The sequence below is a fragment of the Archaeoglobus sp. genome (assembly GCF_017656475.1).
Lineage (GTDB): Archaea > Halobacteriota > Archaeoglobi > Archaeoglobales > Archaeoglobaceae > Archaeoglobus.
Genome location: NZ_JACDNT010000046.1, coordinates 1 through 10,863, shown reverse-complemented (window position 1 = coordinate 10,863; position 10,863 = coordinate 1). Strand labels below are relative to the sequence as shown.

Annotated in this window: 23 protein-coding genes; 7 read left to right on the top strand and 16 right to left on the bottom strand. The window is 49.3% G+C overall.

Annotated elements, in window-relative coordinates; all coding sequences use genetic code 11:
- Window positions 1–155 precede the first annotated feature (155 nt).
- Window positions 156–440, top strand: coding sequence for a hypothetical protein (locus tag H0Z19_RS10450; RefSeq protein WP_290726403.1), 285 nt, complete (start codon window positions 156–158; stop codon window positions 438–440).
- Window position 441: 1 nt separating this feature from the next.
- On the opposite strand, the gene H0Z19_RS10445 is transcribed toward H0Z19_RS10450, so the two are convergent.
- The 11 genes from H0Z19_RS10445 to H0Z19_RS10395 form a co-directional block, all read right to left on the bottom strand.
- Complete coding sequence (locus H0Z19_RS10445) at window positions 442–732, bottom strand: hypothetical protein (protein ID WP_290726401.1); 291 nt, start codon at window positions 730–732, stop codon at window positions 442–444.
- A gap of 87 nt (window positions 733–819) precedes the next feature.
- A complete protein-coding gene (locus H0Z19_RS10440) occupies window positions 820–1,503 on the bottom strand; it encodes a PD-(D/E)XK nuclease family protein (RefSeq protein WP_290726400.1) in 684 nt (227 codons plus the stop codon).
- Window positions 1,487–1,771 (bottom strand): hypothetical protein, encoded by a 285-nt coding sequence (locus tag H0Z19_RS10435; protein ID WP_290726398.1) that lies wholly within the window; start codon window positions 1,769–1,771, stop codon window positions 1,487–1,489. Before H0Z19_RS10435 ends, H0Z19_RS10440 begins: the two co-directional genes overlap by 17 nt.
- A complete protein-coding gene (locus tag H0Z19_RS10430) occupies window positions 1,755–1,949 on the bottom strand; it encodes a hypothetical protein (protein ID WP_290726396.1) in 195 nt (64 codons plus the stop codon). The genes H0Z19_RS10435 and H0Z19_RS10430 overlap by 17 nt, the downstream gene beginning before the upstream one ends.
- A gap of 20 nt (window positions 1,950–1,969) precedes the next feature.
- Window positions 1,970–2,206, bottom strand: coding sequence for a hypothetical protein (locus tag H0Z19_RS10425; protein WP_290726395.1), 237 nt, complete (start codon window positions 2,204–2,206; stop codon window positions 1,970–1,972).
- Window positions 2,181–2,423: a hypothetical protein gene (locus H0Z19_RS10420; RefSeq protein ID WP_290726393.1), complete on the bottom strand. Its 243-nt coding sequence runs from the start codon at window positions 2,421–2,423 to the stop codon at window positions 2,181–2,183. The genes H0Z19_RS10425 and H0Z19_RS10420 overlap by 26 nt, the downstream gene beginning before the upstream one ends.
- A 2-nt stretch (window positions 2,424–2,425) precedes the next feature.
- Entirely contained in the window at window positions 2,426–2,920 is a 495-nt protein-coding gene (locus H0Z19_RS10415) for a hypothetical protein (protein ID WP_290726391.1), read from the bottom strand.
- Entirely contained in the window at window positions 2,917–3,111 is a 195-nt protein-coding gene (locus H0Z19_RS10410; protein WP_290726389.1) for a hypothetical protein, read from the bottom strand. Before H0Z19_RS10410 ends, H0Z19_RS10415 begins: the two co-directional genes overlap by 4 nt.
- The gene (locus tag H0Z19_RS10405) at window positions 3,108–3,350 is read right to left on the bottom strand and encodes a hypothetical protein (protein ID WP_290726387.1); all 243 of its coding nucleotides are present in this window, start codon (window positions 3,348–3,350) and stop codon (window positions 3,108–3,110) included. Before H0Z19_RS10405 ends, H0Z19_RS10410 begins: the two co-directional genes overlap by 4 nt.
- A 147-nt stretch (window positions 3,351–3,497) precedes the next feature.
- Window positions 3,498–4,040, bottom strand: coding sequence for a hypothetical protein (locus H0Z19_RS10400; protein ID WP_290726385.1), 543 nt, complete (start codon window positions 4,038–4,040; stop codon window positions 3,498–3,500).
- Between the two features lie 10 nt (window positions 4,041–4,050).
- Window positions 4,051–4,206: a hypothetical protein gene (locus H0Z19_RS10395; RefSeq protein ID WP_290726384.1), complete on the bottom strand. Its 156-nt coding sequence runs from the start codon at window positions 4,204–4,206 to the stop codon at window positions 4,051–4,053.
- A gap of 290 nt (window positions 4,207–4,496) precedes the next feature.
- Here H0Z19_RS10395 and H0Z19_RS10390 point away from each other — a divergent pair, with 290 nt between their 5' ends.
- Window positions 4,497–4,829 (top strand): hypothetical protein, encoded by a 333-nt coding sequence (locus H0Z19_RS10390; protein WP_290726382.1) that lies wholly within the window; start codon window positions 4,497–4,499, stop codon window positions 4,827–4,829.
- A gap of 47 nt (window positions 4,830–4,876) precedes the next feature.
- Complete coding sequence (locus H0Z19_RS10385; protein ID WP_290726380.1) at window positions 4,877–5,437, top strand: hypothetical protein; 561 nt, start codon at window positions 4,877–4,879, stop codon at window positions 5,435–5,437.
- Between the two features lie 131 nt (window positions 5,438–5,568).
- Here the strand turns inward: H0Z19_RS10385 and H0Z19_RS10380 are convergent, their stop codons facing one another.
- From H0Z19_RS10380 to H0Z19_RS10360, 5 genes are read right to left on the bottom strand one after another with little or no spacing between them, the layout of a single operon-like run.
- Entirely contained in the window at window positions 5,569–5,790 is a 222-nt protein-coding gene (locus H0Z19_RS10380) for a hypothetical protein (RefSeq protein WP_290726379.1), read from the bottom strand.
- A gap of 5 nt (window positions 5,791–5,795) precedes the next feature.
- On the bottom strand, window positions 5,796–6,152 hold the full coding sequence (locus H0Z19_RS10375; protein WP_290726377.1) for a hypothetical protein: 357 nt from the start codon (window positions 6,150–6,152) through the stop codon (window positions 5,796–5,798).
- On the bottom strand, window positions 6,149–6,418 hold the full coding sequence (locus tag H0Z19_RS10370; RefSeq protein WP_290726375.1) for a hypothetical protein: 270 nt from the start codon (window positions 6,416–6,418) through the stop codon (window positions 6,149–6,151). Before H0Z19_RS10370 ends, H0Z19_RS10375 begins: the two co-directional genes overlap by 4 nt.
- Entirely contained in the window at window positions 6,415–7,305 is an 891-nt protein-coding gene (locus H0Z19_RS10365; protein ID WP_290726373.1) for an RNA ligase family protein, read from the bottom strand. Before H0Z19_RS10365 ends, H0Z19_RS10370 begins: the two co-directional genes overlap by 4 nt.
- Window positions 7,306–7,353: 48 nt before the next feature.
- Window positions 7,354–7,716: a hypothetical protein gene (locus H0Z19_RS10360; RefSeq protein ID WP_290726371.1), complete on the bottom strand. Its 363-nt coding sequence runs from the start codon at window positions 7,714–7,716 to the stop codon at window positions 7,354–7,356.
- Between the two features lie 106 nt (window positions 7,717–7,822).
- On the opposite strand from H0Z19_RS10360, the gene H0Z19_RS10355 reads away from it, so the two are divergent.
- Genes H0Z19_RS10355 through H0Z19_RS10340 form a run of 4 tightly spaced genes read left to right on the top strand, consistent with a single transcriptional unit; the run spans window position 7,823 to window position 10,350 of the window.
- Window positions 7,823–9,070: a winged helix-turn-helix transcriptional regulator gene (locus H0Z19_RS10355; protein ID WP_290726369.1), complete on the top strand. Its 1,248-nt coding sequence runs from the start codon at window positions 7,823–7,825 to the stop codon at window positions 9,068–9,070.
- Entirely contained in the window at window positions 9,049–9,270 is a 222-nt protein-coding gene (locus H0Z19_RS10350; protein WP_290726366.1) for a hypothetical protein, read from the top strand. The genes H0Z19_RS10355 and H0Z19_RS10350 overlap by 22 nt, the downstream gene beginning before the upstream one ends.
- Before the next feature lie 53 nt (window positions 9,271–9,323).
- A complete protein-coding gene (locus H0Z19_RS10345) occupies window positions 9,324–9,851 on the top strand; it encodes a hypothetical protein (RefSeq protein WP_290726365.1) in 528 nt (175 codons plus the stop codon).
- Entirely contained in the window at window positions 9,844–10,350 is a 507-nt protein-coding gene (locus tag H0Z19_RS10340) for a TFIIB-type zinc ribbon-containing protein (protein WP_290726363.1), read from the top strand. The genes H0Z19_RS10345 and H0Z19_RS10340 overlap by 8 nt, the downstream gene beginning before the upstream one ends.
- Window positions 10,351–10,863: the final 513 nt, after the last annotated feature.

The following is a 10,863-nucleotide window of genomic DNA, read 5'->3' as shown; positions in this document are numbered from 1 at the left end:
GAGCGCTTCGACGCGACGGGGTTCACCGAGGAAGAGATTAGGGTGCTGGTTGAGAATCTAAAAACGGTTTACCCAGATGCGCTGAGGATGCAGGTTCATTTTTGCGGCCACAAAGTAAAAAAGAGATGTTGCATCGAACCGCTGGAGGGCTAAGTGTGGTTGACTTAAAGAGCTACCGTCCGCTGAAAAACTGGAAAAAACGCGTCTGGTGGTGGATGGTCGGAGTATTAGTCTTTATTTTCCTTTTAAAACATATGTTTATTCCTTCTCTTATATGGCTAATTATATTTATTATAATCGATGAAAAAATAAAGGAAGGCTATTTTTTCGACCCACACGACGTAAAAAAGCCATTTACGCATGAAAACCTCGCCGTGATAGCCTCAACCATCCTCGCAATTGCCGCACTGCTAAAAAGGAAGAGAAAAATATACAAATGATTTATAATGATTTGTTTATTTTACTTATTTCTTTCAACAACTCTTCATTTCTACCGGCCCACTCATCGTATATAACTAAATCTTCTACCTCGCGCCGAGCACTTTCTTTGACCACGTTGTCAAGCTCAGCCTCGGCGTCGTTTATCAGCGCTTTTGCGTCGCGGACGTTCTTTTTGAGTAAACTGATAATTCTAGGCAGTTCACCGAGCGGCGCGGTCTCTATCTCATCAAGCAGGCGCTCGGAGAGGTCAAGAAGGGAAAAGGCGTCGGCGAGGCGTTCGTTCGCCTTCATTGCATCTCACCTCCATGTTTGTCTTCATTACCTATTATGCACTTATCCTTTATAAACTTTTCTGTCTAAATAAAAAAAGAAAGGCCGTTATGGCAAGTCATCAATCATACATATTTCTTTAAATTCACAGTATTTACACTCCCACGGCTCGTTATGCGGCCCAGGGGGCCGGCCCTCCTTAAGGGCCCGCCACAGCTCGACCGCTTTCTGTTCAATCCCCTCGACAACTTGCTCAGCAAGGCGAGTGTCAAGTTCGAAGATGTGGACGCCGCCGAGGTGAACATACACCAATTTTGCCCGCGGCGCCTGTTCTATCCAGGCGTAAAAGAGCGCCTGCTTCACGTGTGCCGGCTTCGGGCCGTCGCGGATGGCGTAGTCGTTGCTTATTGTCTTCAGCTCGTATAGCGTCCCGTCGTCGTCTATAAAGTCAATCCGACCTACGATAGTCGGCCCGTTCCTGACGCGGTGGGTGACGCGGACTTGGTTGCGGGCGAAAAGGCCAGTCCACGCTTCGTCGAAGACGATGCCGCGATAGAGATACCACCTTTGCTTTATACCCTTTTCCTCCTTTTCACCCTCTTTCTCCGCCATGCGACGGTAATAGGCCTTCCGCAGGCAGTAAACGAGCTCGGTCACGTGGAGCGAGTTGTCGCGGTGGGTGTAGTCGCTATTCGTCGCGGCGATAATATGTTCTTTAATTTTATCCGGCAGGTCGTCGAGGGACGTACTTTCTGAAAGGATAAAATAGGAGGGGTCAGCTGACACGGGCATCACGCTCCTTTTCCACTGGGGCAACTTCCCACTCTGGCACTATGTCATCCCAATAATCCTCGTTCCAATCGTCTTCCATGTCATCCCCACTTTCTTCATAATTGTATCTCTGAGCAAGTTCTTCTTGTATCTCCTGAAAGACTTCCCACAACCAATCCTTAATTTGCTCAAGCTCGTTTGTTTCGATTTCGTAGAGCTTTACCACACCCATCTCAAGTCCGTCATCGTCACGTTTGATTACGAGAAGTTCTTTAGCCACAGCTATCACGCTCCTCCTCTTCTATGAATGTGATCTCGACGCCTAGATATGACAATGCTTCAAGCTTTTCCAAGATACGCTCTGCCTGCATCAATTTCAATCTACGACGAAATTGCCACCATTTTGTTTTCCTCTTCTTTTCCTCAAGCCTCCTTCTTGCTTCCGCAATATCAAACTCCTTAGCCACGCCCCGTCACCCCCTCTGTTTTACTCGCCCCGCAGGGCGAGGAATTCTTTATAGCGACGCCAAGCATTGCGACGCCGCTTTGTTGTCGAAGGCGCCCCTGTATCGAGAGGACGCCCATTTAAAATAGCTCTGACCTCCTCTATAGTCTTTGCAGTAGTCTCTTCTTTATACCCGAGCCTGAGGAGGTACTGCGCGAACTCCTCCAGCTCAGGAGGGACGGCTATCTCATACCTATATGTCTTCAGCCTCATTACCATCGTTCACCCCCCCCATACTCTTTTTCTCAGCCTGACTAAGGTAGTCGAGGCCGAGGAGAAAGGCCCGCAGTTCGCGGTAGTCGCGGGCCGTAAAGACGAGCTTTTCGCCGCGGTAGATATTAAAAAATCCTCTCCCAACGCGCACGCGCTTAAGGTCGAGCCCATACCGGGCGAGCTCTTTTTGGAAGTATTCGAAAGTAGTGGCGGGGCGGCCCATCGTCATCCCCCCTCCTTGAACGGGTTTGGGAGCCAGCGGGCGTCGTCCTCCTCTTTCATGCGCTTTGCGTAGTTGTAGAAATCGACAGGCACGAGGTAAATTTTGCCTCCATATGGTGTCGCTAATACTTGCATCGGTATTTTTCTATCTAAACAATACCATTTGTACCACCGCAGCACACGTAGCCTGTTTACGCCTCCGAGGAGATAGCCAACGAGTTGCAGAGATACGCGAGCATCTGAGCGGCGGGCTTTCTCCCCGAGCGCAGTGAACTTACGCCAACTTGTTATTGCCGTAATAAAAATTCCTTTTTTCCAGTTGGGTAATGAAGTAATATATTCTTCAATTGTAGTAATATCCTGCTCTGAAGGGTCGCCGCCGAAGTGCTCCCGTGCTGCAAGGAAGGTTTTAACGACAAGCCCTGCATGCCAGGGTGTAAGCTCCTCCTCTCTTATGAGGAAATCATAGAAATAGAGAACGTCGGGAATTTCGTTCACAGGCACCCCTCCTCAATGAGTTCGTCGAGGTCTCTTTTCAGCTCATCGTGGTCATAATAGCCGTGCCAGGTCATGACGACCTCGCCAACCGGCCAGCCGTCGTTGCTGATGTTCACAGCGACCCACTTGTCGGGCTGGCAGTGGTAGAGCCTGAAGCCGCGGTAATCAAAGTGGGAAGGAGCGAACGTCATGCGCTCACCCCCTCAGCGAGCTTTCTAAGGAAGAGAATCAGGCCGGGCCTGCGCAGGCCGTCTGTCTGCGGCGCCCGGCGATAAATAACCGGGTCGCCCATCCATCCGTCGCAGTAAATAACGAAAACTGCCTTCCTACCGTCGGGGTGCTCGGCATAGAAGCGCCGGGCCCCGCTCGGGAACTCCTCCACCTTTGCGATTTTCCAGCCGTTCCTCTCCATCTCAATCGCCTCCATCATGTTTGTCAATATCTATTATGCATTTATCTTTTATAAACTTTTCTATCCGCATTATCTTCACCCCTTCGTCTCCGACAAATACATTATTTTACAGAATAAATTATTATATTAATAATTAATTTCTAAGAGAAAGAGTAAAAAAGAGGATTATTCCAGCCGGCTGACGGTCCATCCCAATACTCCCCGCTGAGTGTCTGGGTAGATGACCAGCCCAAGGTCGCGGGAGATGAGCGCCCGCTCCCCGCGGTACTCAGCCTCGTTGAACCAGTTGGTTATCAACGTTTCCGCTTTGTGCTTCATTCCGTCCCCTGGCGGGACACCGAGCCGGCGGAACAGATAGACCATCTTGATTCTTTCGCCCGGCTTCAGCACGTCGGCGAACTCTGCCCGCATCGCCTCAATCTGTTTCTGCTTCTTTACCCTATATGCCGACTCCCCATCCAGCCGCGCCTGCAGTTGCTCTATCTGCGCGCGCATCTCTTCAACGAGCTTTTTCAGCTCGGCATTTTCTTTCTCCAGCTGTTCAAGCCTCATCTTGTCCACGACGTCGCCTTTGTGGACGGCCCAGAGGGACATTATTAGCTTTCCGTAGCTCTGCCGCCCCCTTGCTGCGTCCATTTCAGCCTTCACGCTGCCCTCGATGACGGCAGTGATTATCTTCGGGTCGATGTATTCAGCCCGGCGAGCCATAGTCCTCGCCTCACTCTTTCACCCTGTCCATTAGCCAGCGGAGGTATTCGCCGCGGGTCATAGCTTTGGCCAGGCGCCTGCGCTCGAACTCTTCTATCGTCTTTTCATCCGTGCTTATGGTCATCACCTTCGCTCCACCCGGGTACTTCTTCGGTCTGCCCATCATAGTTCACCTCAGATTATATTTTGATATTTTATTTAAAAACTTTTCTCTCACTGCGCCTGCAGCCTCTATGCTTTGTTATTGCTTTATTTTACAGAATAAATTATTATATTAATAATTAATTTCTAAGAGGGAGAGTAAAGAGTATAGGGTTTTGACCCGGGCTGAACGCATAAGCTAAATATAATATATATAATAATTTATTCTGATAAATAACATATCCATCTATCACATTCATCCCACCCATCTATGCTTGACCGAAAAGTTTATAAAGGTTGAGAGCATAATAGATAGTGAAGAACACAATAGAGGTGGTTGTGATGGCCGGGATGGATATTGTCTGTGAAAAATTTATGATGGGAAGCGTCCCTCGGTTCAGCGCTGAGACGAAAGTTCTCGACAAAGAGGAGGTGGCTCCTTTCAAAGAGCTTTACCTCGTCGAAAAGGGGGGCAAGAAGTACATCGTCGCAGTAAAGTATCAGGGATTTGGTGGCGATGATGGAGGCTTTGCGGCGATGGTCTGGAAGGTGGAGGTATTTAAGAAGTATGCACACAGTGTAGAAGAGCTCTTCGAAGCGATAGACGAAGCGATTGATTTGATGCTATTGCAATCGAAAAGTTTATAAAGGATAAGTGCATAATATATGATGAAGACAACACGGAGGTGTTGGAGATGGGGTACGTGAAGATAGCCTCTCTCCCGGTTTTGAAAGAGACTGAAAAGGCCGTGGCGGTGCCAAAGTGCTACCTGTTCCGCAAGGGACTACTGAAAGACAATTTGCAGTCTATCAAAGAAGGCGAAGAAGTGAACTTAGAGGGCAAGGGGGGAGCCTGTATAATATGCCCTCCCGGATGGGGCAAGAACTACGTGCTCGTCGCCAAGAACGACTACAACGGTAGGACACAGTTAAATTGGTTGCCAAAGTCCCAAGTAAAGATAGATGCTCTAACAAACCACGTCGTGGCCGCAAAGCCCTGGCTCGTAGCAGACAGATATATACTAATGGACTACGGGGAGTTTAAGGACGCAATCATAAAAGCAACGAAACTACTATGTCAAGAAGGGATAAGGACCCCCTTCTTCTGGTGGGGTCAGATAGCCCCCACACTCGCAAAAGTAACAGGTGTCAAGCACAGTGGACTAATACGGACAATGCTCGAGGCATTTACGCAGTTGAACAACATCGACGGAGACAATGTTGAAGAGTTCATCAGGAAAGTTTGTGAGGAGTAAAAGCACCCCACAAACTTTTCTTTCACATGAACGCTTGAAAGTTCACGTGAACACGCTACAAGTGGCGTGGAAGTTTCACGCTAATTCTTCGAGAATATTAGTATTTTGGAATATGCAAAAAATAAAAAAACTCATTCTTCTTTTTCTTCTTCCAGTTCGATGCGCACGCGCGGCGCGGTCTTGAGCTCTCGCTCAATCTGCTTTATCAGTTCCTGTGCCTGCCTGACTTCCTCACGCGCCCTCATGGAGTCGGCGATGTGGAAGAAATAATCTGCCCTGTCGAGGTGTCTTTTTATCTGCTTCCACTTATCCACGATGTCTTTTGTTATCAGCCCTATTTCTTTTTCCTTCATTCTCCTCACCCGACGTTGTAGTCAAATAGTTCACCCTCGTCTTCCTCATCTTTCTTACGCTTCTTTATTGCATAGAGGAGAATTCCGGCGTAGTTGATGAGGTCTTTCACCGTGTCCTCAACGCGCTCGTCCTTAACAGCGAAGTCGCCGCGCTTCAAAAAGTTCGCCAGCCGGGCATACTTGTCGCTCAGCCTGACGAAAATGGCCTTTTCTGTTTCGACGATGCCAAGACTTTCCACGAGGCGGAAGTTCGAAAGCGGGTCGTCGTCGGTCGCGTAGTCGGTGTTTTTCAGCTCTACGATATCGAGGGCCTCAGCGTAGAGGCCTTTCAGAAAGTCCACGAGCTCGTCCTGTGGTGTCATATTATCTCCCTCCTTTCAGGCAAGATAGATATTGTTTTCGCAACGAGCCAGGCGAACGGCAGACACGACCACAATATCAGTCCTAACCATTCATCTTCTAAGTCAGGCCACCCTTCGATATACACGATTGAAACGAAAGCGCCGAGCGCCCAACCTACGAAGACCGGCCCGAGCCCAAGGGCGATTAGCTTTGCTTCCACAATCACTCCGACGACAAAAGCAAAAATAAGATACAGCGCTGTAATTATTTTTTGCTTCGTATTCATAGCTCAGCCTCCACAACGCTTAGATATAACCTATACGCGGCCCGCGGAAGGTCTTTCCCATACTCCTCTTTTACCTCAGCCGCAATCGCCGGCATAGCTACTTTGGGATTGATGAACTCTTCTGGCGACAGCCTCAGCTTGACCTTATGAATCGCTTCTAGTACCTCCTCCTCGCTTGCAACGTTGCCCTTTCCTTTCTTACTCACCTTCTTCTTACTTTTCGCATAGAGCTGACCTTCATGGGTCGGGTAATTGAAGTGTATTGGCTTTACCTTACCGCGTAAAATTATGCGGCCATAATCGTCGATTGCTTTCACAACAAAGCCTTCATAGTCCCTTAGCCACGCTGTCTCTGCGAGCTGGCGCATAAGGTCTTTACTTATTTCATCAGGCACGAAGCGTAGGCGGAATTCAGGTAAAGTAGGGTCGAGGTAGGAGGTTATCCTCCACGGCGCGAAGTGTCCTGTACTGTTATCCCAGTATTCGAATAAAATAAGGTTCGACGCCTGAAATTGGCCGGTATACGGCGCTTTTATCTTCCCGCTCACGAGCTCGCCGACCAGATATGAGCCGTCGCCCCAGTGCCGGCGGAATCGCTTTATATGTTTAATTAGGTGAGGATTGTTCTCGAATGCCTCGTGGAGGAGTTTCATAAACCTATCTTCCGCGGCCTGCTTGCGGGTGAGCACATATACTTTATCGCCCCAGTTCACGAGCCTGATGTTCGTTCCGTCGTATTTGCGCTCTACGACCACGTGCCAGACCTTGCTTTTTATCTTCTGATAATTGACTAAAAACTGTGCGTAGCCGTCGATGTGAGGGAACTTCTTTACACCAGGTGGCATGTATTCGTTCGAAAATACAATCCCGTCCACTTCGAATTCCATACCATCACCTCCGAGAGATGAGGGTAAAGAAAAGAAAGCGTCGCGCGCTCACTCCTCTTCGCTGACCGGCTCATCGTCCGGGTCGAGTAGAGTGTAATACCACAGCCCTGCCTTATTCTTCCGCTTCCCCACCAGCGCGAGAACTGGCTCGCCGTCATTAAAAGCGCCTTTGTCTTTAAGCTTGCGTATCTGGTCCATGATGACGCTACTCGACGTATTCCAGCAATAAGGTGTTTTTTCTACGTCGTTGTAGTAGTGGAAGTAAACGCTGACGTACGGCTTCCCGTTGTCCCCCTGCCTGAAATGCGCATCTTCGATGGCTATCACCTCGCCGATAACGGCGGGGCTCTTGACTACTGTTCTGTCGTCCCTATGCTCCTTTTCAAGGAAGTCGGAAATCTTCTTTACCACGGCATCCACCTCCGGAATTTTTCGGAGATATAATTGCGTTCCCACTATATAACCTTTTCGGCGAAAAGCTTATATAGGGGAAAGTATAATTTACTCCGGTGATGCCATGCATCTTAAACCCAGCCACCGTAAAATACTCTCCCTCCTTCTTAAGGAGGGTGGTAAAATCACAAGGGCCGCCCTTTGCGACGCAACCGGCTACCCCCGCAAGTCTCTCAGGGCAAGGATTTCAGAGCTCCGCAAAATGGGCCTTGTAGATAGGGATAACACCTATGTTTGGCTTATAGACGAAGAAAAAGCCCGAACTGTGCTTTCAGATGAAAATATCAGAGCCGATACTGAAGCAATTTACCTAAGCGACGTTTTTCTTGATGGAGATATAGTTGCCCCATATACATTTGCTAACAGTGCGACCGCAACAATAGTCATCAGCGATTTGCACTTTGGCGACGAAAACGTCATGCTTGAAACGTACAAGAGCACAGTAAATAATCTCATACTGAAGCTGAACGAAGTAAACGACGAAGTGAGAATAGAGCAGATAACCGTCGTCCTAAACGGTGACACGGTGGCAGGGCGCGGCATCTTCCGCGGGCAGGAAGCAAAAAATATTTTCAACAAAGGCAACATTCAAGTCCTTTACGCGGCAGCCCACCTCCTTGACCTGCACAACGAACTAAGCCAAATCGCTCCTGTCCAGTACTTCGTAATAAAAGGTAACCACGACAACCACAAGGGCGACAACTACGCATGGGAACTGGCCGACAAGCTCCGCTCCTTCGGCCTCGACGCCTACTATGCTGGCCACCAGCTCGTGATGAATTTGGGCGATGAGGAAAAGCAGCACTGGGCCCTTATTGAACATGGCTACGGCGGCAGCGACTACTACCCTGTCAGCTATGACTTTTTACGCAATACATGGAAAAAGCTTAACTGGCTCAACAGGCGCCAGCGTGAACTCGGCAGAAAGGAGATAGAACGCGTCATCGTCGGCCACTCGCATTGGCTTGTGACGAATATACGACAGGATACGTATTGGGCCATCGACGTGAGCGGCGGCTTTCAGCGTAACGAGCGCGTAGAGCTTGGCAAGAACCAGCGCCCGGCAGGCTTCATTCTGTATGTGTTCGACCGCAACCGCGACGGCCTCACTATCTACGACTGGAAGGGCGGCCTGCGCTTATATGAAATAGTACCAGATGAGGAGGTGATGCTAAAAGAGCTGTTCGACCCTGCCCTTGAGCTGAAGAACAGAATGGACGCCCCGCGCAAGCTGATTAAGTTATATAATTACCTCGTTGAGAAAGGATTAATTAAAAAGGAGGTGATGGGATGCTCGCATCCAGGCGAATAAAGAGAAAAGGAGATAATATCCTTCTGCTACTGGCCTTCCTTACCATCGCCATCCCTCCAGCACTCCCAGCGTTCGCCCTCTGGGCATGGCTCGACCCGACCGGCTTCTGGCAGCGCTTCATCTTTGTTGCAGCGTATGCATTGTTCATTTATCCACTCTTACTTGCCGCCGAACTTTTCGTTGTTGGCCTGCTCGACTGAAATAGTCTCTATTCAAATCAGCCGCTAAAATCACTCTTGCGGAGGTGAAAATAATGGAGGTGTTGGAATATAGGCCCGTCTTTTCGAAGCGGAACGGGAAAGAAATAATAGAGGTGTGTAAAGAGCCGCTTAAAATCAACAAAAAGAAAGGCGTAATCGTGAGCGGTGACTTTATCTTTTACGTCCAAAATGGCGAACACTACGCGAGGATAGAAATAGACAGTGAGCACGTTCTACTTTTAGCAAAAAGAATTAGTCTTGCAGTAGAGGCAATCTTTCTTACTCCGTTCAAGGAAGAAACAAAAGTTTTCGATTATATGCTTGACGACCACCACTTCGAAGTTACCGCCGGTCACGACGGCTTCAAATTCTATATCTACCACAACGATGAACACTACGCCGCCGCAACAATCAGCATCGCCGACGCCAACTATCTCGCCGAGGTTCTACGTTATGACGTACTCCTCGAACACGGTCAGATGACTACCATACAGCAGGCTATAGTTGCAGATATAAAGGCAAAGCTCAGTGGGAAGAAGCCGGCGCACAACTACGACCGGGAGGCCATGTTGTATGGGTGAGCGTTGCCCTATCTGTGGCGCCACCTCCATCTATTTTGACCCTGCGAGAGGAGAATATTACTGCCCCGTCTGCGGCTACGTTTACGGCTACGAGGAAGTGCCGGCCCACCACGACCAAATACAGGCAAAGCATGATATAGAGAACGTAAGATTTAAATGGACAGGTACGGGCGACGACACCAAAAACTATACTCTCAGCGAGATAAGACGCATAGCCGCTAACCTCCATCTACCTAAATATATAATAAAAGAAGCGGAGAGGATATACTCGCGAGTATATAATGCTGACCTCCATCGTAAGAAGGGGATAGCCGCCGAGGCGTTAGCCCCTGCTGTGCTTATGGCTGCATGCGGTATCCATGATGTATATCTTGATATGCAGAGAGTATATTATTTTGCAAAGGCCTCACCTCTTGCTATTATGAGAGCATACATCCACGTGCATACTTTTAGCAGGAGTAAGACCCTAATGCATAATACTATTGAGGGAGAAGGGTAGACCAACCCGTCCCTCTTTCATGTCGACGTCGACGTTGCCGTATGTATATAATAATCCTCGGGGAGCAGGCTGCCACGTGCAGCCCTCCCACTCCCACAGGGACTTTCATATAATCATGCTGAAATCACCGCGAGAACGGGGCCGGCCCCATTGGACAGATGCCGTCGAGCGACGGCCTTGGCAGACCCTTATGAAGCCGGGGGCGCGCCGTGAGATGGCTTTACTCGGAGGGCGGACACGCCACCGCAGAGGGAGCTTTTAGCGAGAGGGCGGACACGCCCCTACAATAAGCCCAAGGTGTCTGGCCGGTTGGAGGTCGCCGACGCGGGGACTAACCAGCCGGCTGTTTGTCTGGCCGCACTGGCATGAAGTCCCAGCGGGGGCGGAGTTGGCGGCCACTTTTCCTTTGTTTTCACTGCAACAAATAAGAACAAACGTCCCGCTTTCATGCAACTAACGGTGGTCATATGAATACGAATGAACTTCTTGCACAAATGCCGCCAAAAGTGTTGC